Origin of the sequence: Streptomyces sp. NPDC004732 (genome assembly GCF_040609235.1) — a bacterium.
Classification (GTDB): domain Bacteria; phylum Actinomycetota; class Actinomycetes; order Streptomycetales; family Streptomycetaceae; genus Streptomyces.
The window spans coordinates 354,410-380,053 of record NZ_JBEXJR010000003.1 but is presented as its reverse complement, the minus strand read 5'-3'; the positions used below and the strand labels follow the sequence as shown (position 1 = coordinate 380,053).

General features: G+C 70.8%; 21 protein-coding genes. 17 read left to right on the top strand and 4 right to left on the bottom strand.

Annotated features, from left to right (window positions below):
• Positions 1-382: 382 nt before the first annotated feature.
• From ABZV77_RS10775 to ABZV77_RS10725, 11 genes are all read left to right on the top strand, one after another.
• Positions 383-1,342: an ABC transporter permease gene (locus ABZV77_RS10775; protein ID WP_356253326.1), complete on the top strand. Its 960-nt coding sequence runs from the start codon at positions 383-385 to the stop codon at positions 1,340-1,342.
• A 54-nt stretch (positions 1,343-1,396) separates the two neighbouring features.
• Positions 1,397-3,175, top strand: a complete 1,779-nt coding sequence (locus tag ABZV77_RS10770) for an ABC transporter substrate-binding protein (protein ID WP_356253323.1) — start codon at positions 1,397-1,399, stop codon at positions 3,173-3,175.
• A 3-nt stretch (positions 3,176-3,178) separates the two neighbouring features.
• A complete protein-coding gene (locus ABZV77_RS10765) occupies positions 3,179-4,171 on the top strand; it encodes an ABC transporter permease (RefSeq protein WP_356253321.1) in 993 nt (330 codons plus the stop codon).
• Positions 4,168-5,826, top strand: coding sequence for an ABC transporter ATP-binding protein (locus ABZV77_RS10760; protein ID WP_356253318.1), 1,659 nt, complete (start codon positions 4,168-4,170; stop codon positions 5,824-5,826). Before ABZV77_RS10765 ends, ABZV77_RS10760 begins: the two co-directional genes overlap by 4 nt.
• A gap of 66 nt (positions 5,827-5,892) precedes the next feature.
• On the top strand, positions 5,893-6,804 hold the full coding sequence (locus tag ABZV77_RS10755; RefSeq protein WP_356253315.1) for a glycoside hydrolase family 16 protein: 912 nt from the start codon (positions 5,893-5,895) through the stop codon (positions 6,802-6,804).
• Between the two features lie 263 nt (positions 6,805-7,067).
• A complete protein-coding gene (locus tag ABZV77_RS10750; RefSeq protein ID WP_356253312.1) occupies positions 7,068-8,546 on the top strand; it encodes an esterase in 1,479 nt (492 codons plus the stop codon).
• A gap of 414 nt (positions 8,547-8,960) precedes the next feature.
• Entirely contained in the window at positions 8,961-10,001 is a 1,041-nt protein-coding gene (locus ABZV77_RS10745) for a phytanoyl-CoA dioxygenase family protein (protein ID WP_356253309.1), read from the top strand.
• Positions 9,983-11,302, top strand: coding sequence for a DUF6271 family protein (locus tag ABZV77_RS10740; protein WP_356253306.1), 1,320 nt, complete (start codon positions 9,983-9,985; stop codon positions 11,300-11,302). Before ABZV77_RS10745 ends, ABZV77_RS10740 begins: the two co-directional genes overlap by 19 nt.
• On the top strand, positions 11,299-12,495 hold the full coding sequence (locus ABZV77_RS10735; protein WP_356253304.1) for a type III PLP-dependent enzyme: 1,197 nt from the start codon (positions 11,299-11,301) through the stop codon (positions 12,493-12,495). The genes ABZV77_RS10740 and ABZV77_RS10735 overlap by 4 nt, the downstream gene beginning before the upstream one ends.
• Positions 12,492-13,097, top strand: a complete 606-nt coding sequence (locus ABZV77_RS10730; RefSeq protein ID WP_356253301.1) for a GNAT family N-acetyltransferase — start codon at positions 12,492-12,494, stop codon at positions 13,095-13,097. Before ABZV77_RS10735 ends, ABZV77_RS10730 begins: the two co-directional genes overlap by 4 nt.
• Positions 13,075-14,271 carry an MFS transporter gene (locus tag ABZV77_RS10725; protein ID WP_356253298.1) on the top strand — a complete coding sequence of 399 codons (1,197 nt, stop codon included), beginning with the start codon at positions 13,075-13,077 and terminating at the stop codon, positions 14,269-14,271. Before ABZV77_RS10730 ends, ABZV77_RS10725 begins: the two co-directional genes overlap by 23 nt.
• A gap of 212 nt (positions 14,272-14,483) precedes the next feature.
• Here the strand turns inward: ABZV77_RS10725 and ABZV77_RS10720 are convergent, their stop codons facing one another.
• Complete coding sequence (locus ABZV77_RS10720; RefSeq protein WP_356253295.1) at positions 14,484-15,245, bottom strand: hypothetical protein; 762 nt, start codon at positions 15,243-15,245, stop codon at positions 14,484-14,486.
• Positions 15,246-15,602: 357 nt separating this feature from the next.
• On the opposite strand from ABZV77_RS10720, the gene ABZV77_RS10715 reads away from it, so the two are divergent.
• The 6 genes from ABZV77_RS10715 (at position 15,603) to ABZV77_RS10690 (ending at position 22,273) form a co-directional block, all read left to right on the top strand.
• Complete coding sequence (locus ABZV77_RS10715; RefSeq protein WP_356253293.1) at positions 15,603-16,172, top strand: hypothetical protein; 570 nt, start codon at positions 15,603-15,605, stop codon at positions 16,170-16,172.
• Between the two features lie 197 nt (positions 16,173-16,369).
• A complete protein-coding gene (locus tag ABZV77_RS10710) occupies positions 16,370-17,284 on the top strand; it encodes a diiron oxygenase (protein ID WP_356253291.1) in 915 nt (304 codons plus the stop codon).
• Positions 17,285-17,330: 46 nt separating this feature from the next.
• Entirely contained in the window at positions 17,331-18,992 is a 1,662-nt protein-coding gene (locus ABZV77_RS10705; protein WP_356253289.1) for an FAD-dependent oxidoreductase, read from the top strand.
• A 376-nt stretch (positions 18,993-19,368) separates the two neighbouring features.
• Entirely contained in the window at positions 19,369-20,232 is an 864-nt protein-coding gene (locus ABZV77_RS10700; protein WP_356253287.1) for a calcium-binding protein, read from the top strand.
• Between the two features lie 248 nt (positions 20,233-20,480).
• The gene (locus tag ABZV77_RS10695; protein ID WP_356253285.1) at positions 20,481-21,470 is read left to right on the top strand and encodes a helix-turn-helix domain-containing protein; all 990 of its coding nucleotides are present in this window, start codon (positions 20,481-20,483) and stop codon (positions 21,468-21,470) included.
• An 86-nt stretch (positions 21,471-21,556) separates the two neighbouring features.
• Positions 21,557-22,273 carry a C39 family peptidase gene (locus ABZV77_RS10690; protein ID WP_356253283.1) on the top strand — a complete coding sequence of 239 codons (717 nt, stop codon included), beginning with the start codon at positions 21,557-21,559 and terminating at the stop codon, positions 22,271-22,273.
• On the opposite strand, the gene ABZV77_RS10685 is transcribed toward ABZV77_RS10690, so the two are convergent.
• The 3 genes from ABZV77_RS10685 to ABZV77_RS10675 form a co-directional block, all read right to left on the bottom strand.
• The gene (locus tag ABZV77_RS10685) at positions 22,261-23,637 is read right to left on the bottom strand and encodes an aminopeptidase P family protein (protein ID WP_356254272.1); all 1,377 of its coding nucleotides are present in this window, start codon (positions 23,635-23,637) and stop codon (positions 22,261-22,263) included. The genes ABZV77_RS10690 and ABZV77_RS10685 overlap by 13 nt on opposite strands.
• Before the next feature lie 137 nt (positions 23,638-23,774).
• Entirely contained in the window at positions 23,775-24,308 is a 534-nt protein-coding gene (locus ABZV77_RS10680; RefSeq protein ID WP_356253281.1) for a hypothetical protein, read from the bottom strand.
• A gap of 52 nt (positions 24,309-24,360) precedes the next feature.
• The gene (locus ABZV77_RS10675; RefSeq protein ID WP_356253280.1) at positions 24,361-25,578 is read right to left on the bottom strand and encodes a hypothetical protein; all 1,218 of its coding nucleotides are present in this window, start codon (positions 25,576-25,578) and stop codon (positions 24,361-24,363) included.
• Positions 25,579-25,644: the final 66 nt, after the last annotated feature.

The window sequence follows — 25,644 nt, the reverse complement described above, 5'->3', positions numbered from 1 at the left end:
TCACAGGGTCAAGAGACGTGGAGGAGGCTCGCACGATTGACGTCCCGGACCATTGAACCTATCCGCGCTTCATAAGAAGAGCACTGCAAAGGATGAGTGTTGGGCCATCCGTGTTGCAGAGCCTCATGACCTTCGTAACCATGATTGTTTTTCTAACTAACCTTTCTAATGAAGGTTTGTGGGGGAGCTCACAAGGTAACGTGTGGTTCGATCGCTCGAATGAGAATGTCCCGATCTGTCACGAACAATTCCCGCTCCTGTTGCGGCGGCATGAACAATTCACGACGTCCCGAAAAGCTCCTGAAACGTGCCGATCACGAACACCGTGAGGGCCATCCGTGTGTGTGACGGGGCCAGTTCCCGCGGTGTTGTAATTCTCCGCATGGCCGACGCACAGACGTATTCACCCCCGCACGGACCGTTCGCCGTGGCCGTCGGGGCCTTCCGCAGGGACCGGCTCGGCCTCGCCTCGTTGGGCGTCGTCCTCCTGTTCGCCGCGCTCGCGCTCGCCGCCCCGCTGCTCGCCGTCCTCTACGGCAAGAACCCGACCGAGCACTACGGCCAGAACGAGCCGGGACTGCTCAGCGAGGAAGGGCTGCCGGTCCTGCCCAACGGCGGGATGTCAGGCGACTTCTGGTTCGGCGTCGAGCCCGGACTCGGCCGCGACGTCCTCACCCAGCTGCTGTACGGGATCCGCACCTCGCTGCTCGTCGCCGTCCCGTCGATCGCCCTCATCGCCGTCGTCGGCGTGGTCCTCGGGGTGACCGTCGGCTATCTGAGCGGACTCGCCGACCGCGTCTTCACCTTCGTCTGCAACGTGCTCCTCGCCTTCCCGACCCTGCTCCTCCTCCTCGCCCTCAGCCCGATCATCCAGACGCGCTTCGTCCCGCCCGGCGAGAACGAGCCCGCGTGGATGCAGTTCACCGTCCTCGTCCTCGTCTTCGCCGCCTTCGGCTGGGTGCCGCTCGCCATGATGCTGCGGACCACCGTGCGGTCCCTGCGCGAGAGGGAGTTCATCGACGCGGCACGGGCAGTGGGGGCGAGCCGACGGCACATCGTGTTCCGCGAGCTGCTGCCGAACGTGTGGGCGCCCGTCCTGGTGCACATCACCATCGCGCTGCCGGGCATCGTCACCGCCGAGGCCGCGCTCTCCTTCCTCGGCGTGGGCATCAGCGAACCCATCCCCGACTGGGGCCGGATGATCGCCCGCGGCGCCGAGGTCTTCTACGACGACCCGACGTACATGTTCTTCCCCGGCGTCACGATCCTCGTCTTCGTCGTCGCCTTCAACCTGCTCGGCGACTCGGTGCGGGACGCGCTCGATCCCCGTACGCGCCGCTGAGCGACCCGCTCTTCCATCTCGCCTCAACCCTCCACGCTCTCAAGGGAGTTCGTCATGCCCAGAATCAGCCCGCGCGGCACCGCCGTGCCTGCCGTCGCCGCCGTCTCCGCCATGCTCGTGCTCTGCTCGTGCTCCTCGGGCGCGGGGGCGAAGGGCGACGGCGCGCCGTCGGTGGGGAACGAGCCGCGGCTCGTCGCGGGCATCGGGACCGCCGAGGACAGCGCGGGACCGGCGCCCGCCGTCGAGGGCGCGCGGCGCGGCGGCACCCTCCGCGTCGCCAACCTCCGTGACGCCTCGCACCTCGACCCGCAGAAGATCTACGCGGGCGAGGCCTACAACACCTCGCTGCTCTGGGGCCGCCAGCTCACGCAGTACCAGGTCGTCGACGGCAAGGCGAAGCTCGTCGGGGACCTCGCCACCGACACCGGCAAGCCCTCCGACGGCAGCCGCACCTGGACGTACCGGCTGAAGGACGGCATCGCCTGGGAGGACGGGAAGCCGATCACCGCGCAGCACGTCAAGTACGGCATCGAGCGCACCTTCGCGCCCGGCTTCGAACTCGGCCCGCCCTACTGGCCGCAGTGGCTCACCGGCAAGCAGGACCTCGCAGAGGCCCGGAAGATCTACGGCGGCCCGAAGAAGGACGGCGACTTCAAGGGCATCGAGACGCCGGACGACAAGACCATCGTCTTCCACTTCGCCAAGCCGCAGTCCGACGTGCCGTTCATGGCAGCACAGTCGTCCTCCTCGCCCGTGCGCCCGGACAAGGACACCGGCACCAAGTACGACGTCAAGCCCTTCGCCACCGGCCCGTACCGCATCGTCGAGCACCAGCAGAACCGCAGCATGACCCTGGAGCGGAACCCGCACTGGAAGGCGGCGACCGACCCGATACGCCACCAGTACGCCGACACGTTCGAGTTCACCTTCGAGAAGAAGGAGCTCAACACCGCCCAGGAGATCCTCAACGGGCGGGGCGACGGCGCGGACACCGTCACCACCAAGAACGAACTGCCGCCCGAGCTGTACGGCGAGGCCACCCGCGACCCGGCGAAGAAGCAGCTCGTCGTCGACGGGCGGCGCGGCGCGTTCACGTACCACCTGGTGGTCAGGAACGACCGGGTCCCCGACCCCGAGGTCCGCAAGGCCGTCCACTACCTCTTCCCGCGCCAGCAGGCACGGCAGGCGCTCGGCGGCCCGCGCGTCGGCGACATCGCCACCACGTACTCCTCGCCCGCGATCGTCGGCTACCAGAAGTACGACACGTACCCGGTCGCCCCGACCGGCGACATCAAGAAGGCCAAGGAGCACCTCGCCAAGGCCGGGAAGCCGGTCAAGAGCCTGACCTACGCCTACGAGTCCAACGCCGCCAACGACCGGGTCGCGCAGGTCCTCGTCGAGGCCTTCGGCAAGGCGGGCATCACCTTGGTCACCAAGCCGATGCCGCTGCCCGCGTACACCAACGAAGTCCTGCGCAGCGCCGATCCGAAGTACGACCTGTGGATGTCCGGCAGCTCCGTGGACTGGCCGACGCCCGCCACCGGAGTGCCCTACCGCTTCGACAGCCGCCGCGACAGCCTCGACAACGACCCGCGCTACAAGAACCCGGCCGTCGACAAGGAGCTCGACCGCATCGCGAAGCTCGGCGACGCGACCGAGAAGGCGAAGGCGCTCGTCGCCCTGGAGAAGAACACGATCATGAAGGACGTGCCGCTCGTGCCGTTCCTGCACCAGCGCGTCCAGCAGCCCCGCGGCGCGAACGTCGGCGGCGCCTTCATCCACCCCATCTACGGCACCATCAGCCCCGCCTGGCTGTACCTGAAGAAGTCCTGACCCATGCTCACCTATCTGACCAGACGGGGGCTGCAGGCGGTGGTGGTGCTCCTCGCCATCTCCGCCACCGCCTTCGCTCTCTTCTACGCCGCACCCTCCGACCCCGCGACCATCGCCTGTGGCCCCAAGTGCGACGCCGCGCAGGTCACGGCCGTCCGCCACAGCATGGGCCTGGACCAGCCGATCCTCACCCAGTACGCCGACTACCTGCGCGGGCTGGTCGCGGGCCGCACCATCAGCGACGTCGACGGCACCGCCATCGCCTGCCCCGCGCCCTGCCTCGGCTACTCGTACACCCTGCACGAACCGGTGCTCTCCGCGATCACCGGCCGCTTCCCCGTCACCCTCTCGCTGGCGGGCGGGGCGCTCGCCGTGATCGTGGTGCTGGGCATCGGCGCGGGCTTCGTCTCCGCGCTGCGCCGCGGCTCCGTCGGCGACCGGCTGCTGTCCGGCTTCACCCTGCTCGGCGCCAGCGTGCAGATCTATTTCCTCGGCTACGCGCTGCAGTACCTGCTCGTGTACTCCACCGGCTGGCTGCCGCTGCCCGGCTACACGCCGCCGGGCGAGGACCCCGCAGCCTGGGTGTCCGGGCTGCTGCTGCCCTGCCTGGTACTCGGCTTCGTCAACGCCGCGGTCTTCGCCCGGCTGTCCCGCGCCCAGCTCCTGGAGGTGATGCACGAGGGGTACGTGCGCACGGCGCGCGGCAAGGGGCTCGGCACCCTGCGCACCCATCTCAAGTACACCGCGCGAGGGGCCGCCGCACCGATCGTGCAGCTCCTCGGCCTGGAGGTGGGGGCGCTGCTCGGCGGCGCGTTCATCACCGAGACGGTCTTCGGGCTCAGCGGCGTCGGCAAGCTCGCCGTCGACGCCGTCACCCAGAACGACCTGCCGACCGTCGTCGGCACCGTACTGATCGCCGCGTTCTTCGTGGTGGTGTTCGTGGCCGTCGCCGACCTGGTCGTGGCCTGGCTCGATCCGAGGGTGAGGGTGGCATGACGGAACGCGAAGCGGTGTTGCGCGTACGCGATCTGACGGTGGAGTTCACCGGACCGCGCGGCACCGTCACCGCGGCCGAGGACGTCTCCTTCGACTTGGCACGCGGTGAAGTCCTCGGTCTGGTGGGGGAGTCGGGGTCGGGGAAGTCCACGGTCGGGCTCGCCGCGATGGGGCTGCACGATCCCGCGCGGACGACCGTGCGGGGCACCGTCGAGGTCGGCGGCACCGACGTGGTGACCGCGGGCGAGGACCGGCTGAAGGCGCTGCGCGGCGGACACATCGCCATGGTGTTCCAGGACGCACTCGCCTCGCTCTCGCCCTTCCACGGCGTGGGCGCCCAGCTCGCCGAGGCCTACCGGCTGCACCACAAGGACGCGGGCCGGGAGCAGGCGCGGTCCAGGGCCGTGGAGATGCTGGAGCGGGTCGGCATCGCGGCCTCCCGGGCCCGCGACTACCCGCACCAGTTCTCCGGCGGGATGCGCCAGCGCGTGATGATCGCCATGGCGCTGATCAACCGCCCCGACGTGCTGATCGCCGACGAGCCGACCACTGCGCTCGACGCGCGCGTCCAGCGCCAAGTACTCGATCTGCTCGGCGAGTTGCAGCATGAATTCGGCACGGCCGTCCTGCTGGTGACGCACGACGTCGACATGGTCGCCGCGGTGACCGACCGCATGCTCGTCATGCGGGGCGGGCGTACGGTGGAGACGGGCCCGACGCGCCGCGTGCTCAGTGCGCCGTCCCACCCCTACACCCGCGCGCTCGTGGGCGCGGCGCCCTCCCTGGACACCGTTCCGGGGAGCAGGCTGCCGACCGTGGACGTCCCGGAGCCACCCGTCCGAACGGGCCCGCGGGCGCGGCCGCAAGGCGGCGCCACCCTTGCTGAAGTCACCGATCTGCGGGTGGAGTTCGGCGGCGGGCGCACGCTCCTCGGCAGGCGTCGCGAGCCCACGCACGCCGTGCGGGGTATCAGCCTGAGCCTCGCCGAGGGTGAGACGCTCGGACTGGTCGGCGAGTCCGGATCCGGCAAGTCCACGACCGCCCGCGTCCTGGCCGGGCTGCAGAGACCGTCCGGCGGCACGGTCCGCTTCGACGGCCGCGACATCGCGCGCGCCGCCGAGGACACCGCCCTGCGCCGCTCGCTCAGCAGCGAGGTGCAACTGGTCTTCCAGGACCCGTACGCCTCCCTCAACCCGCGCCGCACCGTCGAGGAGATCGTCACCACGCCGCTGCGGGTCCACACCCGCATGACCCGCCAGGAGCGCCGCGACCGCGCCGCCGAACTCCTGGCGCAGGTCGGCCTCGATGCCGCCCACCTCCCGCGGTACCCGCACGAGTTCTCGGGCGGCCAGCGCCAGCGCATCGGCATCGCCAGGGCCCTCGCACCGCGGCCGCGCCTGATCATCGCCGACGAACCGGTCTCCGCGCTGGACGTCTCGGTGCAGGCCCAGGTCCTGAACCTGCTGATGGACCTGAGGGCAGAGCTCGGCCTCTCCCTCCTGTTCGTCTCGCACGATCTCGCCGTCGTCCGCCACCTGTGCGACCGCATCGCGGTGATGCACCACGGCGCGATCGTCGAGACCGGCACGCGGGAGGACATCTTCGACGGGCCGCAGGAGCCGTACACCAAGGAACTGCTGGCGGCGCGGCTGTAGCGGGGCGGTGCGCGTTCCACGAGGATGGCCCTTCCTGTGGGGCGTCCGTGGAGCGGAGGCGGCACGATGGGATCACATGCGGCGGCGGGACGGCGGCGCGGGCGGCCGGTCGTGGCCGGTGCGCTCGGGGTGACGCTGGCGGCGGCCCTGCTGTGCATCCCCAGCGCCGGGGGAGCGCCGCTTTCGGCGGACGCCTGCCGGACCGCGGGCAGCACGCTGCCGCTCGGGGACTGCGGGCCGTTCTGGCAGGTCCTGGCCGAGGACTTCAACGGCGACCGGGTGCCGCTGGGCGCGTTCGCCGACTGCGACCACCACGCCGACACGTCCGCCGCGTACTGCGCGGGACTCGACGGCGCCTATCGCGACAACTGGTGGGCGTACCCCACCGGTTGGCGCGACACGGCCAACGACAGGGACCGCGACGTCGTCGGCGTCTACCACCCGGAGGACACCGTGAGCGTGGGACCTGCGGCCGACGGCGACGGCCGCATGCGCATCCGCATGTGGCGGCCCGCCGACGGAGGGCCCGTCCACGCGTCGGCGGTCGTACCACGCGCCGTCATGCAGATGAAGTACGGCAAGTACAGCGCCCGCATCAAGGTGACTAAGCAGGCCCCCGGCTACAAGTCGGCGTGGCTGCACTACGGCGGCGGCTGCGAGATGGACCACCCCGAAGGCGAGTGGACCGGCTCCCTGACCGCCTTCCACCACCCCTGCGGCGGAGGCGAGCAGGGCTCCTACCCCGGCGCGGACGACTGGACCGAGTGGCACACCGTCTCCACCGAGTGGACCCCCGGCCATGTGCGGTTCTTCGTCGACGGACGCGAGACGGGACACGACACGCGGGGAGTGCCCGACCGGCCGCTGTCCTGGGTCCTGCAGAACGAGAGCGCCCTGGAAGGACCGGGTGCCGAGCCCGGCAGCAGCGCCCAGCTGGAGATCACCTGGGTGGCCGCGTACGCGTACGGCTGGAAGTGACGCACGGGGTCTGCGGTAAGTGACGCCACGGGGCCTGCGCGTAGCGGCTTCGGGCGGCACGCGCGGGCACGTGTCGGGGGCGATTTCCGGGGTCGGGCCGAAGTGGCCCTCGGGACCTGCGACTTCGGGCCGGGGAAGCGGAGTGAGAACCTCGTACAACCCTTGCGCCCCATCCCGTGTCGAACAGGGCGCCGGACAAGGAACGGGCCCTTTCCGGACACCCCCCGCGCCTGCCCGGCCACCTTCCTTCACAGGAGCCGCTCGTGCGCAAGAACCGTTCGGCCGCCCTCGCCGCGGCATCGTTCCTTCTGCTCACCGGGGCCGGTATCGCCGCTGCCCCTTCCGCCTTCGCCGGCACCCCTGGGGGTACCCGCGCCGACGACCGCAACAGTGACTTCAACGGCGACGGATACGAGGACGTCCTGGTCGGCGCCCCCGGCGCCACGGTGAGCGGGGCCAAGGGAGCAGGCCTCGTCACAGTCCAGTACGGCTCCACCAGAGGCATCGGCACGTCCGACGTCGCCAGATTCAGCCAGTCGACGGCCGGTGTGTCCGGCGCCGCGGAGGCGGGCGACGGCTTCGGCAAGGCCGTCGCCACCGGCGACCTGGACGGCGACGGCTACGACGACGCGGTCATCGGCATCCCCGGCGAGGACCTCGACGCAGGGGCGGACGCCGGTGGCGTCGCCGTCCTCTGGGGCTCGAAGTCGGGACTCACCGGATCCGCGAGCAGCTGGCTGCAGAGCCAGCAGGCCGCCGCGGGTCAGCAGTTCGGCCTCGGTCTCGCCGCGGCGCACTTCACCGCGGACACCCCCGGCGACCTCCTCGCCGTGCTCGACCGGGACAACGTGGACCTGTTCGTGTACGACCCCGCGCCGCAGGCCCGGGGCGAGGCGCCGCTGCGCCGCCAGGCCACCGAGCGGCTCGGCAGGTCGGCCGCCGCGAGCACGATCGTGTCCAAGTCGCTGACCACCGGTGACTACGACAAGAACGGTTACGCCGACCTCGTCGCCTCCGGCACGACCGAGGGCGACGAACCCGGTCACGGCTGGTCCGTGCAGTTCGCGGGCGGCGCCGACGGCCTCACGTACAAGAACGACCTGCGGGGCGGCCCGGCGGCGGCCTCCGGCGACATCAACAACGACGGCTACGACGACCTGGTGACCGGCGAGCCCGCCTCTCCGGACGACGGCGGCGAGACCATGACCGGCGGTCTGGTCGGCGTGCGCTACGGAACCGAGGACGGCCTCGTGAGCGAGGCGAAGTGGTGGACGCAGGATGCCGAGGGCGTGCCCGGCGTCGCCGAGCGCGGTGACGGCTGGGGCGCCGACCTGTCGGTCGCGGACACCAACGGCGACGGCTATGCCGACGTCGCGATCGGCGCTCCGGGCGAGGACATCGGGACGGTCGCCGACGCGGGCGCCGTCTGGGTGCTGCGCGGCTCCGAGAACGGGATGACGGCGAGCGGCGCGAAGTCCTTCGACCAGAACTCCGCGAACATTCCGGGCGAGGCGGAGAAGGGCGACAAGTGGGGCGCGCAGGTCCGGCTCACGGACCCGAATCGGGACGGCCGCTTCGGGCTCCTTGCGGCCGCGCCCGGTGAGAACGCCGGGGACGGCGTCGTGTGGGTGCTGTCCGCGGGCTCGGGCGGTGTCACCGGCACCGGGTCCTGGACGTACGGCGCGGGCTCGCTGGGGGCGCCCGCCACGGGAGCGGCGTTCGGCGCGGCGATCGACGAGTAGCATGACCACCTGCGGCGGCAGCGGCACCGGGGTCCGGCCCCGGAGTGGCCGCCGCAGCGCTCCGACGCTCTGAACCCGCCCTCGGCGGGGGTACCAAGAGGCGCCACCGTACGCGGTGGCGCCTCTTGTTTTTGGTATGGACCAACTACCCCCGAGTAGACCCGAGTTGAGCTGCGGGATCTTTGCCGAATCCACATATGGCGGGCAGGTGAACTGGGGGTAAATGTCGCCTTTTTGGGTCTCAAGGCACCCAATTCAATTGTTGACACATGGAGTTGGTCTAGTCCATTTTAGGTGGGACGCAAGTTCGACAGGGGGCGGGTGTGAACGTGCTGCCCCGGCGGGCCGGGACGACCCGGCCCATCCGGCGTGGAGACCTGCCGCCGGACGAAATACCGATCCTTGGAGCACCACATGTCAGCGAATGACCGCTACCTCCATCGAGCCCCCTCCGACGTCCCGTACTTCAGCTCGGACGCCGACACGTACCTGGTCCAGACCCAGCTGCGCGACCTCGAGAAGACCCGGCCCCTGCGCGTCCTCTCCGAGGAGGACTTCGCCCACTGGCAGACGTACGGCTACATCGTCGTGAAGCAGGCGATCCCCAGGGAGTCCGCCAAGGACCTCCTCGACTTCGCCTGGGAGTTCCAGGGCCTGGACCGCGGCCGCCCCGAGACCTGGTACGAGGACCGCGAGTTCCGCTCCGACCTGGACCGTGAGCTGCACGTCTACGGCTTCGTCGAGGCCTACCACCACCAGCTGATCTGGGACAGCCGTCAGACGCAGCGGGTCTACGACGCGTTCGTCGACGTATGGGACTGCGAAGAGCTCTGGGTGACCCTGGACCGCCTCAACCTCAACCCGCCCAACGTCAAGAACCGCTCCCGCTCCCTGATCGCGCCCACGGACCGCGGCTTCGACATCAACCTCCACTGGGACGTCGACACCACCCTCGGCGTGCTGCCCCAGCGCGTGCAGGGCATCATCGCCCTGGACGACACCCGCGAGGACCACGGCGGCTTCCAGTGCTGCCCCGAGCTGTTCCGCCAGTTCGACCGGTGGAAGGCCCTCCAGCCGGACGGCCGCGACCCCATACGCCCGGCGATCGACCGCGACGAGATGCCCGTCGTCCGGCCCGAGCTGGAAGCCGGTGACCTGCTGATCTGGAACGGCCTGCTGGCGCACGGCGTCGCTCCCAACACCTCGAAGGACGGCGTCCGGGCGGTCCAGTACCTCTCGATGATGCCCGCCCTCGAGTCCCACGACGAGCTCCGCCGCTCCCGCGTCGACTCCTGGAGCAACCTCAGCACGCCGGACTGGAACGCCACGCTGCTCGGGGACGCCGACAAGCACGAGTCCCTGCGCTACGGCACCGCCGCGCTCAACGACCTGGGAGCCAAGCTCCTCGGCCTCAAGTCCTGGAACGGGGAAGCCGCATGCGACGCATCTGCCTGACGCTTCCCACCAACCGGTCCTGCCCGGAGACCATCGCCGCGATCGGGCAGGAGGCGGCGTACGCCACCGCGCACTTCGACGTCGAGGCGCACCTGCTGATCCTCGACTCCTCCGACGCCGCCACGTTCGCCGAGCACACCCGGGCCGTGGCCGCGCTGCCCGACGTGCCGCGTGTCGTCGTGCACCACCTCGACGAGCAGGCCCAGCGCGAATTCCTGCGCCGGGTGATCGCCGAGGCCGAGGTCGCCAAGCCCGAGCTGATGCTCGACCTGATGCTCCCCGACCGCCTCTCCTACGGCGCCTGCACCAACCGCGCCTTCCTCATCGCCGGGGCCCTGGGCTGCGAGTCCGTGCACCGCAGGGACTCCGACAGCCGCTACCAGAGCGCCGAGGGCGAGCCCGTCTTCCCGGTCCACCACGAGCTCATGTCGCTCGGCAGGACCGCGCGGGAGGCGGCGCACGGCGTCACCGAGAGCGCTCTCGACCCGCGCCACGACGACAAGCGCGTGGCGATGGTGGGCAGTTCCTTCGTCGGGGAGCTCTCCGTGGACATCGGCGAGATCCAGCACATCGACCCGGACGTGTACTACGACGTGGTCAGCCTCTGGGCGCCCGACCACTGGTCCGACGCCGAGAAGCGGGCGCTCGTCGACGACTCCTTCCGGGGAGCGGGCTCCGACACCTTCGAGCGCGACCACGCGCTGCTCGCCCTGGTCGACCCGATGCGCGTCGACATGTGCAACATCAGCTTCCACGACGTGCACGAGCGCGTGCCGCTGCCGCCCGCGACCGACACCATCGGCAGCGACTACTTCCTCATCCACCTGGTCCACGACGCCGCCCTGCCCGGCGTCCTGCACAACCGCAACATCGTCAACTACTACACCGGGGAGCGCAGGACCGACGCCGGTTTCCTGGCGTACCAGACGCGCTTCGCCAAGTTCTTCCTGTCGATGCTCTACTTCAACCACATCTACGACCGCATGGCAGAGGCGGGCGAAGAGCTCCTCGACGAGCAGGGGCACGTGCGCGCGTCCGTCGTCGCCGAGTTCGCCCGCCAGAGCACCGGGCTCGACCAGGCGGAGAACGTCCGGCGGCTCGACCGCCTGGACGCCGCCTACCGCACGCTCGGCGGCCGGTACGCGGACTGCGCCGACCACCTGGCCACGCACCGCGAACGCCTGCTCGACGAGGCGCGCAGCGACATCGAGGAGTTCGCCCTGCTGACCGAGGCATGGCAGCCGCTGATGCGCGCGGGCAAGGCCATCGGACCGCTCCTGGCAACGGAGACTCCCGCGTGAGCACCACGACGACACACGGCCCCGACAGCGCCTCGCTCCTGGACGCGCTGGAGGCCGCGGCCGAGGACCAGATCGTCTTCGACCTCCCCGGCATCGAGGAGGGCTACGACACGCTCATGCGCGAGCTCCCCGGTGTGGCCGTCCGCTTCGCCATGAAGGCCTGCCCGGTCGACGAGGTCCTCGCCCTCCTCGCGCGGCGCGGCTCCGGCGTGGACGCGGCGAGCCCCATAGAGGTGGAGCAGGCGCTGCGGGCGGGCGTGCCGCTCGGCCGGGTGCACTACGGCAACACCGTCAAGTCCGACCGGAACATCGCCGACGCGTTCCGGCTCGGCATCAGGGACTTCGCCACCGACAGCCTGGAGGACGTGCGGGCGGTCGCGGCGAACGCCCCGGGCAGCCGCGTGTTCTGCAGGCTCGCCACCACCGGCGAGGGCGCGCTCTGGGGACTGAGCAACAAGTACGGCTGTTCGCCCGACGACGCCCTCCTGATCATGGAGACGGCACGCGACCTGGGGCTCACGCCCGCGGGCCTCTCCGTGCACGTCGGCTCGCAGCAGATGACGTCCGACGCCTGGAACGGCGCCTTCGACCGGATCGCCGACGTGCTGACCGCGCTCGGTGGCCGGGGCATCTTCCTCGACCACGTCAACCTCGGCGGGGGCCTGCCCGCGCTCGGCTACCGCGACAAGCACGGCAGGACCCTCGACCCGCCGATGGAGAAGATCTTCACCGTCATCCGGGAGGGCATGGCCCGCCTGAGCGCGCTGCCCGGGCACGACCTGGGCTTCATCGTGGAGCCGGGGCGCTACCTCATCGCGGACCACGGCGCGATCCGCGCACACGTCTCGCGCCTTTCGGCGCGCCGTCGGCCGGACGGCGAGCGCCAGTACTGGCTGTACCTGAGCTGCGGCAAGTTCAACGGCCTGTACGAGATGGACCAGCTGCAGTACCGGCTCGTCTTCCCCTCGCACCGCGGCGCCGAGTCCGTCCCCGCCGTGGTCGCGGGCCCCACCTGCGACAGCGACGACGCCTTCTCGCACGAGGACGGTCTCGTGCCGGTGCCCAAGGGGCTCGCCTCGGGCGACCCGGTCTGGGTGATGTCCAGCGGCGCGTACGCGACCAGCTACATGACGCAGGGCTTCAACGGCTTCAGCCCGCTTCCGTACACCTGGATCGACGGCGAGGCGGCATGACCGAGGCCATACGCATACGCCGCATCGCCGACGGCGACTGGGACGGCATCGTGGAGCTGGAGGCCCGCGCCTACACGCCCCTCGGCCTCTCCGAGGGGCGGGCCGCGCTGGAGTCCCGGATGCGTGCGGCGCCGGAGACCTGCTTCGCGCTGGACCTGGGAGAGCAGCTCGCGGGCTACCTGCTGGCCCTGCCGTACCCGGAGTCCCAGTACCCCGAGCTGAGCGGGACCGAGCCGGGCGCGGCGCTCCCTTCGCGCAATCTCCACCTGCACGACATCGTCGTCGCGGAGCAACTGCGGCACCGGGGTCTTGGCCGGCACCTGCTGCGCCACCTCATGACGACGGCCCGCGCGCACGGGTACGAGCAGATCTCCCTGGTCGCCGTCGGCGGGAGCGACACGTTCTGGGCGGGCCGCGGATTCGCCGCCCGCCGAGGAGGCCCGCCGCCGGTCGGCTACGGCCCGACCGCGGTCTACATGTCCCGGGCGGTGCCCGGCGGCCCGCTGCCGCACATCGAGACGGAACTCGTGTCGTCGCACAGCGGAACAGAACTATCGAGCGCTACAGAGAAGTGGGCTGATGCGGGTGCTCCGCGTACGTGATCCTTTCCATCGGAGCCAGTTGGCGATCGCGGCGCTCTTCTGCTCGCTCGGCTTCCAGTACGCGACCTGGGCATCGCGCATCCCGGCCATCAAGTCGGACCTCGACCTGACCGCGGCCGAGGTCGGTGTGCTCCTGATGGCCGCGGGCATCGGCGCGGCCGTGTCGTTCCCGCTCGTGGCCGTGCTGATGCGGCGCCTGGGCTCGCAGCGCCTCGCGCTCCTGTCGGCGCTCTGTCTCGCCCTGCTGCTCCTGGCCCTGGCCGCGGCGCCCAACTATCCCGTGGCCCTGCTCGTCATGTGCGTCGACGGCGTCCTCGTGGGCTGTCTGAACGTCGCCATGAACGCGCAGGGTGCCGAGTTGGAGAGCCGGTACGAGCGCAATGCCATGGCCAGGCTGCACGCGACGTTCAGCGGCGGTTCGCTGCTCGCCGCGCTGCTCGCCTCCGGGATGCACACGGTGACCTCGACGGTCGCCGCGCACTTCGCGGCGGCCGCGCTGTTCCTGCTCCTGCTGGTGGCGCTCGCGCGCACGGGTCTGCTGACGGAGCAGTCGGCGACAGCGGAGAAGCCGGAAGCGGCTGACGAGGAGGCGGCGGAGAAGGCTGAGAAGAAGAGCGCCAAGTGGACCCGGCCGTCCCGCGTCACGCTGTGGATGTGCGTCGCCATGGCGTTCGGCACCGTCACCGAAGGTGCCATGAACGACTGGTCGGCGCTCTATCTGGAGGACGTGGCCGACGCCTCCGCCGAACTCGCGCCGCTCGGCATCGCCGTCGTCTCCGGCATGATGCTCGTCGCCCGCCTCTTCGCCGACGGCTGGCGCAGCCGCTGGGGCGACGGCCGCATCGTGCTGACCGGCAGTGTGCTGGCCGGTGCCGGTCTGGCGCTCGCCCTGCTCAGCGGGGGTCTGGTGCCCGCGCTGCTCGGCTTCGCCTGTGTCGGCCTCGGCATCGCGGCCGTCACCCCCTGCGTCTATGTGGCCGCGGCCGGGCAGGGCTCGGACTCGCTGACCCTGGTGGCGGCCATGGGGACGACGGGTCTGCTCGCCGGGCCGCCGCTCATCGGCTTCATCGCGAACGCCAGCAGTCTGGTGTGGGGCCTGGCCGCCGTCGCCGCCTCGGCGCTGGTCGTCTCCGCGTGCAGTACGCGCATCAGCTGGCCCGCAACGACCGGCTGACCCCGTCGAGACCCGGATCCCGCCCTGGCGGGGACACCTGACCTGATAGTCGGCGCCCGGAAGCGGCAGGCCGGGCACCGTGGTGTCCGGCCTGCCGTCTTAGACATGCAGTGCGGAGGTCCGAGGCCGCCGCGCTCGTGCGGGCCTTCATCCAACCGAGGCGTGTGAAAATGGACCCAGCCGGTCCGGCTGTCAGGCACTCCGATTGGGCGCTATCGCTGACCCGCGTCGGTCGTCTTGTAGACGCGCCAGGCGCCGGTCTCGTGGGTCATGTGCAGGGTCACGGGGGCGGGCATGGTGGCGTGGACCATAGTGACGAGTGCATTGTTATCGCTGGGCAGTTTCGAGGAGCGGACTCGCCAGTCCTTGCCGCGTCCCCCTTTCTCGATCTCCGGCCTGTCCTTGTCGGCCGCTTCCTGGGCTTCCTTCTTTGTCGCTTCGCTCTCACACATGCTGAATTGGGCCCTGCGGGTGTCCTTGCTGACAAGTCCGCACATCGTGTCGATGTCGCCGCGCCATGACGCATTGGTGAAATCCACTGCCGTTTTCTCTGCCTGTTCTTGCAGGCTGGGGTCTGAGTCGTCCTGAGTCAGGAGAATCGTGGATCCGCCGCCGAGTGCCACGATCACTGCTGCCACCACCCCCCAGAAGGCTCCACCCCTCTTGATGGTTTTGTTGCGGTTTGTCGTAATGTCTCGGCCCGCGAGAGTATGTCCCTTCCCCGTCATGCTGACCTGATTGCCCGCCATCGCTGTGCTTCCGGCCCCTTGATGGATCGGCTGCGCCTGCCTCTGCGCTTCCTGCAGGGCTGCCTCTAACCTCGCCGCGAACTCCCGTTCGTGCTGCAGTACTTGGCGCAGTGCGGCGGCCGTGTCCGCCTGCCTGGCCGGGTCTTGGGGGTCCTCCTGCAGCGCCGCCAGGGCGGGAGCGCCCTCCCCGTTCCGGCGGAGCCGGTCGAGCACCATGCTGCTCACGGCCGCTCCCGCGTGTGCGCCCGCCCCCGTGGCGGACGCCAGGATCACCTCTCCGGTGATCGCTACGGAACGCTGTGCGATGTCAGTGAGATCCACTGGCCCCCCTCGTGTGGTGAAGCCGAATTATTTTCCTCTGCCCGTGTCTTCCACAAGCGGAGATTCAGACCGGTCTTCGTCGGATGTGGGAGAGGGCTCAGACCTTGAGTGCGTCGGTTGGCCACGCTGATCCCCTCCGTTTCATCTTGAGCGCAGTACGGCAGGGGCGGGAGCATCTATGACCTCTGCCCCACGTGTGGCTGCCCTGACCGGGGGACATGAACTCGGGAAGCAGGTCGTTTCCGCCCACGGGGGAGAAGGATGAGTTTCGCTAGTCAGGCACTGCCTCTTGTCGGTGTCGCCATCGGCGCGGTGGTGTCCCTGGCTGTCTCCGCCGTGAACGAGCGCGCTCGGTGGCGGCGTCAGCAATCCGTCCGATGGGACGAGCGGCGTCTCAACGCCTATGCGGACTACGCCCACTCCGTCAAGGAACTCAGCAGCCGGTACACAGGACTGGCCATCGCTCGAGGCCTCATTACCGGGTCGACACCGCTGGAGCCGACCGATGAGGTGCTCAAGGAACTCGCGGCAGCCGAGGCCCGCCGATCGGCGCTGGCAGAGGCCCTCTGGATCCTCGGCGATGTGGACAGCAATACTGCCGCCGTCAAACTGAACCACGCGCTCTGGCATATCGAATGGCTGGCCCGCGGCATACCGACCACCGGCATCACCACATGGCCTGAGGCGTACCTCGAGTTCCGGAAGGCGCGCGAGGACTTTCTGATTGCCGTGCGCCGTGATCTCGGCGTCCGGGGGACGCGGATCACCCACGACGTCCCATGGCCTCCACCGTGGCGCCCCTCGAACGACCCAGGAGGGGGTGGGCTCTGAGCCAGCCCGGGGTCGCGCGGGTTTCCCGCCGTACCGGCTCCGCCCCATCTCTTACTTACTCGAGGGTAGGCGCACCCGACCTCCTTGTTATACGTTCTGTCTAACAAGGAGGTCGCGGCCTGCCGTGTGACGAGACGCCGCGCCCGCTGCCTGGACATCGTCCGAGTCGACGAGTCATTGAGCCAAGGAGCCGCACCATGGCAAGCAGCACTGTTCGGCCGAGCACACAGGGCAGTTCCCCGGAGGGCGATGTCGCGCGGCGGCTGCTGGACTCCGCCGCCGTCCTGGCGTACGACCCGGCGACCGAGGTCGACTGGGAGACGCCGCTCGACCTGGACTGTCACGGCGCAAGCCCGGAGTGGAGCACGCTCTATGGCACCGCCTACTGGCGCGAGATGACCGAGGCGCAGCGCAAGGCGCTGACCCGGCAGGAGGCCGCCTCGGTGGCCAGTACGGGCATCTGGTTCGAGATGATCCTGCAGCAGATGGTGCTGCGCGACGTCTACGCCAAGGACCCGACGAGCACCGAGGTCCAGTGGGCGCTCACCGAGATCGCCGAGGAGTGCCGCCACTCCATCATGTTCGCCCGCGGCGCCGAGAAGCTCGGCGCTCCCGCCTACCGGCCGCGCCGCTGGGCGACCGAACTGGGCAGGGTCTTCAAGTCCGTCGCCTTCGGCGAGGCCGCGTACGCCGCGATCCTGGTGGCCGAGGAAGTCCTCGACGTGATGCAGCGCGACTGGATGCGCGACGAGCGCGTCGTGCCCTTCGTCCGCACCATCAACAACATTCATGTCGTCGAGGAGTCGCGGCACATGAAGTTCGCCCGCGACCAGACGCGCAAGCAGCTCGCGGGCGCGGGCCGGATGCGCCGCGAGCTCAACTCCCTGGTCATCGCCATCGCGTCGTACGTCATCGTCACCAGCATGGTGAACCGCAAGGTGTACGCGAACGCCGGACTCGACGAGGAGCGCGCGCTCGCCGAGGCGAAGGCGAACGAGCACCACAAGTCCATGATGCGGTCCAGCTGTTCGGGCCTCATGGAGTTCCTCGCCTCGTGCGGCCTGCTCACCAAGCCCGCCCTGGTCTTCTACAAGCGCGCCCACCTCATCTGAGCCTGAGCCGACCCGAGCCGATCCGACGCGAGCTGAGCCGACGAACATGACCTACGCCATCACCCAGACCTGCTGCAACGACGCCACCTGTGTCGCCGTGTGCCCGGTCAACTGCATCCACCCCACGCCGGAGGAACGGGCGTTCGGCAGCACGGAGATGCTGCACATCGACCCCAGGACGTGCATCGCCTGCGGCGCCTGCGCCGACGCATGCCCCGTCGACGCGATCTTCCCGGCGGACAGCCTCCCCGTCGCGCAGCAGGAGTACGCCGCGATCAACGCCGCATACTTCGAGGGCGCGGCGGCGGACGAGGCGGCGGATCCGGACCCGGAAGGGCCCAATTTCCACGCCTGGGGCGAGCCGACCTTCCCCCGTGTCCTGCCCGCGGACTTCGCACCGCTGAAGGTCGCCGTCGTCGGCACCGGACCCGCCGGGATGTACGCCGTGCAGGACCTGCTCCTGCACACCAGCGCCGAGGTCACACTGATCGACCGGCTCCCGGTGGCGGGCGGACTCGTGCGCTACGGTGTCGCCCCCGACCACCCCGCGACCAAGAAGGTCGGCGAGACCTTCGCCCGCTTCCACGCGCACCCGCGGGTGCGGATGCACCTCGGCCTCGACGTGGGCACCGACGTCACCCCGGAGGAGATCGCGGCCCATCACGACGCGGTCATCTACGCCGTGGGCGCCTCGGCCGACCGGCGCTTGTCGATCCCGGGGGAGGAGCTGCCCGGCAGTATCTCCGCGACCGCGTTCGTCGCCTGGTACAACGCCCACCCGGACGCGGCGCCCGACGGCGTCGACCTGTCGGCGGAGCGCGCGATCGTCGTCGGCAACGGCAACGTGGCCCTGGACGTCGCCCGGATCCTGCTCGCCGACCCCGACACCCTCGCCCGCACCGACATCGCCGACCACGCGCTGCGCGCCCTGCGCGACAGCAAGGTCCGCGAAGTGGTCCTGCTCGCCCGGCGCGGCCCCGAGCACGCCGCGTACACGAAGTCCGAACTCCTGGCTCTCAAGCACCTGCCAGGGGTCGACCTGGTCGTCGACGACCACGACCCGCGGATCGCTGCCGCCGTGGACGCAGCCGGTGCGCAGGACAAGGCCGCGGTCCTGCAAGGCGTCACGCGCGCCCGGCAGGACTGGGACGGGACGCCGGAGCCCGGCCGCAGGATCGTGCTGCGCTTCCACTGCGAACCCGTCGAAGTCCTCGGCGCGGAGCGGGTCGACGCGGTGCGCGTGGCGGCGGACGCGGGGGAGCGGACGGTACCGGCGGGCCTGCTCCTGCGCGCCATCGGCTACCGCGGTGTGCCCGTCGCCGGACTGCCCTTCGACGAGACCGGCGGCACCGTGCCCCACGCGGGCGGCCGGGTCGAAGGACGGCCGGGCACCTACGTCGTGGGCTGGATCAAGCGCGGCCCCAGCGGTGGCATCGGCGCCAACCGCACCTGCGCCGCCGAGACGGTCTCCACCCTCCTGGCCGACGCGGTCGCGGGTGCGCTGCCCGCCCCGCGGCACGCCACGAAGGCCTTCCACCGGCTGGTGCGCCGCCGGAACCGCCAGGTGGTCGACGCGCGCGGTCTTGCCGCCATCGAGCGGGCCGAGGTGAACCGGGGCGCGAGCGCGGGCCGTCCGCGCGTCAAACTCGCCACCGTCGCCGAACTCGTCTCCACGGCGCGGGCGGGCCGGGGTGGCCTGCTGCGCTGACCGGCTCCGGGCACAGCAGAAGGCCCCGGTCTCCATCACGGAGACCGGGGCCTTCACTCACGAGCGCTGGGCAGGCCTTGCACCTGCATCTCCCCACAGGAAGTGGGGCGCCTTTCCTTGGACCACCAACGCCGGGCCCTGTACCGTCGTTCCGGCGTCGAGCACATGATCGACAGTACCCCATGGACCCGCCGGGAGTGAAATGCGCGGTTGCCGCCGTATGGCGCGCTTTCGTACGGCAATGAACCCCCGGTGAACAAGTGGTGCCCGCGCACAACGGCGGCGCCGACGGACCGTCTGACCCGGGTGAGGTGGGAACGCCACCGACGGCACACGACGTGCCGACCGCACCACTGAACTCCATGGAGACACACGCATGTTCGCTCAACCGTTAGGGTCCCGTCGCCTCCGTCCGATCGGCGTCGCCGCCGCGCTGGCCTGCTCCGCCGCGGTCGTCGGCCTCACCGGCACGCCGTCCTCGGCCGCCGCCCCCGCCGCGACCGTGGAGGCCGTCTCCGGGTCGCGGCTGCAGTACGAGGCCGCCGCGGGCCAGGCCAACGACGTGACCGTGTCGGTCCGTTACCGCCCCGACGGCGAGAACGACGGAATCTACGACGTGACCATCGACGACCGCGTCGCCATCACCGCCGCCCGCGACTCGGGCTGCAGCCACCCGGACGCCGCCGACCGCACGGTCGTGCTGTGCTCGATCTCCACGCCCGGCGACAGGGCGTCCGACTTGTTCACCCTTGGCGCGTACCTCGGGGACAAGGACGACAGCATCACGGTGGCCCCCGGGAACAACGCCTACCTGCAGTTCCACGGCGGCGCGGGCAACGACACCCTCAAGGGCGACGACTCGACGGCCCTGTACGGCGAGGACGGCGACGACCGCATGCAGCACGGCGGCGGCGTGTACGGCGAGGGCCTCTTCGGTGGTGCGGGCAACGACACGCTGACCGACTGCAATTCCGACTGCGACGGCGGCACCGGCAACGACACCGTGCGCGGGGTCCGCGGCAGCGGCGACTACACCTTGACCGGCGGCGACGGCAACGACACCGTGTACGGCTCCGGGGACGGGGACAAGATCCTGGGCGGCCGCGGCAACGACAAGCTGTACGGCAACGCGGGCAACGACGCCATCTACGGCAACAGCGGCGACGATTTGCTGCACGGCGGCGCGGGCAACGACACCTTGTCCGGTGGTCCCGGGACCGACCGGGTGTACCAGGACTAGGGCCTGTGTCGGAAGTCCCGTCGTTCGCCCGGAGGGCGGGCCCCGCGGCGTCCGGTGCGTGCGATCGCAAGGCGGAGGGTCGCCCCGATACTGGTTGTATCGGGGTGTCCCGACAACGCGGCTGGGGGTCCCCCCGCGCCCTTCAGGCGTGGGGGAGGGCGTGCCGGGCGTCGCGGGGCAGGCGGGACTTCCGACACAGGCCCTAGGGCCCCAGCCGGCGGGTCCTGGACGCGGGGGAGGGGCAGGCCATGTTGCGGGTGCATTTCACACCGGAGGACCTGGCGCGGGTGCGTGTCGCGCCGGGGCCGGACTATCTGTGGGAGATCAGCAACAGTGTCCAGACCCTGCAACGCCGTGACGGTGAGCGGGAGTTCGGCGCCTGGCGGCGTTGGGCGGGACCGCGGCTGCCTGACAGCTGCCGGATCCTGCCGCCTCTGCTGCCGCCCCGGGGGGACTCCCCGGACTTCCTCACGCCCACCCACGGTGACTGCGACACGCTGCAGGCGGCGGTCGACACCCTCGTCCGCACGCCCCGGCCGCGTCTGCACACCGACCTGACAAGGGTCGCCGCGGTACGGCAACTTCCGTCCTGGACGCGGTCGTTGGCGGTCGGTGACGGCACCGCCCTCCGGGAGCTGGGGCGAGCCCTCCACGCGTACCACGTGGAGGTGCTCGCCCCCTTCTGGCAGCGCATCCGCGCGCACGTCGACGCCGACCGGATCGTGCGGCTGCACAGCCTCCTCGAGGGCGGCACCGAGGGGCTGCTCGGCGGGCTCGGGCCCCGGTTCCGCTGGCGGGCGCCGGTCCTTGAGGCCGACTATCCGGTGGACCACACGCTGCGGCTCGACGGCCGCGGACTGATCCTGCAGCCCTCGTTCTTCTGCTGGCCCACGCCCATCACACTCGCCGACAGCACGCTGCCTCCCGTCCTGGTGTATCCCATCGACCACGCGCCCGACTGGACCGGCGCCACGCCGCCCGCCCGTACGGAAGGCGGCGCCCTGGGACCGCTGTTGGGGCACACGCGCGCCGCGGTCCTGCGGGCGGCCCGCACCGGAGCGTCCACCGTAGAGCTCGCCCGTCTCCTCGCGGTCACCCACCCGGCCGTCAGCCAGCACGTGAAGGTGCTGCGCGCGGCGGGGCTGGTGACCACGGTCCGCAGGGCAGGACGCTCCTTCCACGTGGCGACCGCGGAGGGGCGTGCGCTGCTGCGCGGCGCCGAGCGCGGGATGCCGTAAGTCTGGGCTTTCATTCGTTGCGGATGTCATGGGCATGCCCGCAAGCTGGCCGGGCCGGCGTCCCCCACACCCACCCAGGAGCCCGCATGCGCAAGAGACTTGTCGCCACAGCGATCGCCGTGGCCGCCGTCGGTGCCCTCGTCGCACCGGCCTCGGCCGCCGCCTCGCCGGAACCGGCGCCCGCCCCGGGCATCTCCGTCCTCGCGCACGGCTCGGAGGCCGGGACCGCCGTCGTCAGCGGCCGGAACGAGCCGGGCACGCGACTGAGCGTCGCAGGCGCGCGGACCGCGAGCGCGCACACGCTCCCGGTCGACTACCAGGTCCAGGAGACCGGCTACTGGTGCGGCCCCGCCGCGACACGCATCGCCCTGTCCGCCCGCGTCGCACCGCCCAGCCAGGGCGACCTGGCCGGACAGCTCGGCACCACCGAGGCGGGCACCGACCACATCGGCCAGGTGACGCGCGTGCTCAACGCCAACCTCGGCACCGGCTGGTACGAGACCAAGGAGATGCCGAACGACCCGCCCACCCAGGCCCAGAAGGACCTGCTGTGGCGCGACATCGTGCTGGACATCGACAACAACTACCCGCTGGTGGCCAACATCGTCGCCCCGCCCGGCAACCAGCCGCCCGGCTACCCGTCGGACCAGACGATCTACCACTACTTCACGGTCATCGGGTACGACGACGCGAACGGCACGGTCCTCATCGCCGACCCCGCCTCCTTCGGCGGGAACCAGATCTACTGGCTCTCCTTCGATCAACTCGCCAGCCTGATCCCGCCGAAGGGCTACGCCGCCTGACCGTCCAGCAGCGTGCCCATCCACTCCTCGATGCCCTCGGCCGTGCGCGGCAGGGCGCCCGACATCAGGCGGGCGCCCTCCGCCGTGACGACCAGGTCGTCCTCGATCCGGACGCCGATGCCGCGCAGTTCGGCGGGGAGCGTCTCGTCGTCGGGCTGGAGGTAGAGACCGGGCTCCACGGTGAGGACCTGCCCCTCCTCCAGCACGCCGTCCAGGTACGTCCCGGCCCGCGCCTTGGCGCAGTCGTGCACGTCGAGCCCGAGCATGTGGCCGCTGCCGCAGAGGGTGTAGCGGCGGTGCAGGTCGCCCTGCGGGTCCTTGAGCACGCCCCATTCGGCAAGACCCTCCGCGATGACCCGCATGGCGGCCCGGTGGAAGTCCCGGAAGCGGGCCCCGGGGCGCAGGGCCGCGATGCCCGCGTCCTGGGCGGCGAGCACCAGCTCGTACACCTGGCGCTGGACGGGGGAGAAGCGGCCGGAGAGCGGCAGGGTGCGGGTGATGTCGGCGGTGTAGAGGCTGTCCGTCTCCACGCCCGCGTCCAGGAGCAGGAGGTCGTCGCGGTTCAGGCGCCCGTCGTTGCGGATCCAGTGGAGGACGCAGGCGTGGGCTCCGGAGGCCGCGATGGTCTCGTAGCCGGTGCCGTTGCCCTCGGCGCGGGCGCGCAGGCCGAACACCCCCTCGATCCAGCGCTCGCCGCGCGGGTGCGCGAGCGCGCGCGGCAGGGCGCGGACCACGTCCTCGAACCCCGCGGTGGTGTGGTCGACGGCGAGCTGCAGCTGCTCGACCTCCCAGGCGTCCTTGACGAGGCGCAACTCCGACAGGGCGGCGGCCAGTTCGGGGTCGGTGGCGGCATTGCGCCCCGGCGGGGACCCGAGGGAGTCCAGGTGGGCGCAGCGCAGGCCGGTGAGCCGTTCCGCCTCGGCGAGGTCGGGGCGGCGGCCGACCCAGAACTCGCCGTAGCGCCGGTCCCGGTAGAACTCCTCGTCCCCGTCGACCCGCGGGGAACGCGGCCGCAGATGAAGCACCGCCTCGTGCCCGTGCGCTCCCGAGGGCTCCATGACCAGCGCGCCGCCTGCCTGGTCCTCGCCGGTCAGTCCGGTCAGCCAGGCGTATGCGCTGTGCGGACGGAAGCGGTGGTCGCAGTCGTTCGAGCGGACGGTGAGCTCGCCCGCGGGGACGATCAGCCGCTCCCCGGGGAAGCGGGCGGACAGCCGGGCCCGGCGCGCCGGGGTGACGGCGTGCGCGGGGACGCGGACGGAGTCGGGGAGGGCGGAAGGGGCCCAGGACTCCGCCATGAAGCGGGACAGTTCCGCGGAGGCGGCCAGGTCGTGGCTGCCGGTGTGGAGCGGAGTGGCGGGGTGCATGCCGGATGCGGTCACGAGGACTCCCTGGAGGCGACGCGAACGGGACAGTAAAATGTCACATTACTATGGCGCAGCCTGTTCGGGGTCGGTCGACCGGCGGCAAATGCCGCTCACATGAGGCGAGTTGGACGGAGCCTTCAGTCCTCCGAACCGTCGGCCAGCGAAGCGATCTCCGTCAGGGACAGCTCGAGCACCTCGTGGAGGAACCGCACGACCGTCCAGTGCGGCAGGGCGTCCTCGTCGTACGGGCCGAACGCGGCGGTGTACAGGGGGATCCACCGCAGCGCCTCCTCCGCGGCCGTCTCGCGCCCCGGCTCCTGCTGGTACGCGTCGTACGAAACACTCCTGTGGTGGATGAAGTGGCCGCCGGGCAGACGCTGTTCGCACAGTTCCCGGTACTCCCGGGTCTGCAGGATGAGGTAGTGCCAGACCTCGTCGATGTCCTGCTCGACGGGGAGGAAGAGCCCGGCGAGGCGGTCCGGGTGGCGGGAGACCAGGTAGAGGTAGCGGAGACACTCGCGGACCTGGTGGGTGATGTACGGGAGGTCCGGGGCGCCGGGCTTCGCCGCGAAGTGCCGTACCACCTCGGCGTGCAGGTCGGTGCCGAGCAGCTCCTCGGCGGTGGGGGCCGGTCCTGTCGTGGCGGGCGGGTGCGCTGCGGAGGTCTGCATGGCGGTTCCTGTCGGGTGGTGGTCGTCGCTGGCGTTGCTGTCGTTGCTGTCGTCAGGGCGTGGTCAGCCAGGCGTACTTGCCGGAGCGCCCGATCGGTACGTGGGTGCGGTGCTCCACGAGGCAGGTGCGCCCGGTCAACGTCCCCACCGCCGCGGCCAGTTCGGACGTCTCCGCGGTCGTGAGCGGCTGCCCGTCGAAGGTCGTGCACCACAGCGCGCACCGGCCCTCGCCGGTGAGGCGCAGCTGGTGCAGGAAGACACGGGGCGCGGCGGCGGTGACCCGGGCGTCGAGGTCGGCCTGGGCGACGGGCCCCCCGGGCGTGGCGAGCAGCTCCTTCTCACGACCGCAGAAGGAGACGATCCGCTCCGGGTCGGGGCTGCCGTCGGCGGTGCGGACGCAGTCGCCGGACCGGTAGCGGACCAGCGGCATGTACGGGTTGCGGATGCTGGTGACGATGAGGCTGTGGATGCCGCTGCCCGGTTCCACCGGAATCAGTTCCACGCTCATGTCGTGCAGATAGGGGCGGTAGCGGCCGTCCTCTTCGCTGTAGAAGAGATAGCCCAGTTCCGTGCTGCCGAAGAGGTCGACGATGGGGCAGTCGAAGTGGGTGCGCAGATACGCGCGGACGTTCAGCGGCGTGTACTCGTAGGCGTGGATGATCCCTGCCGGGCGCGGGAAGCGGTCCCACAGGTCCCACTCGGTGACCTTCCTGGCCAGGTGCGCCAGGTGGTATCCGGAGCAGTCCAGGAGGTACGAGCCCGTGGGGTGCGCGGCGCTCACCTCACGGATCTCGGCGAGCATCCGCCCGACCTCGGCACGGTCCCAGTCGTCCGGGTCCAGCCGACGGTTGAGGTACAGGGTCCGGTCGTCCAGCCAGCGCTCACCGGGCGTGGCGTCCGGCTTGCGGGCGTTGACGCGGGCGACGTGCTCGGTGGCGAGGACGGTGGTCAGTGAGACCCGCCGTGCTCCCGCGTGCCAGAGCGCGCCGAGCTCGGGGTGTTCGCTCCACAGGCGGTAGTAGGAGCGGAGCAGGAAGTACGGCGGCCGGATGATCTGCATACGGGCGTGGTTGGTCCCGGTGGACAGGACGAACTCGGCATCGCCCGTCTCCAGGGCCTTTTCCAGGCCGGGCGTCATCCAGTTGGCGGGGAAGCCCTCGGCGATCTCGGGCTTCTCCAGGATCGGGAAGTCGCCGCGTTCGACGGAGGCGCGGTAGAGGGGGATGTCCCGGACCTGGTCCAGGACGTCGGCGCTCGGCAGGCGGTTCAAGGGGGCTCCGGGGCTGGGCTGGGCGGGACGGGGCGGGGGCCGGGCGGGCGGTGGCCGCGGCTGCTG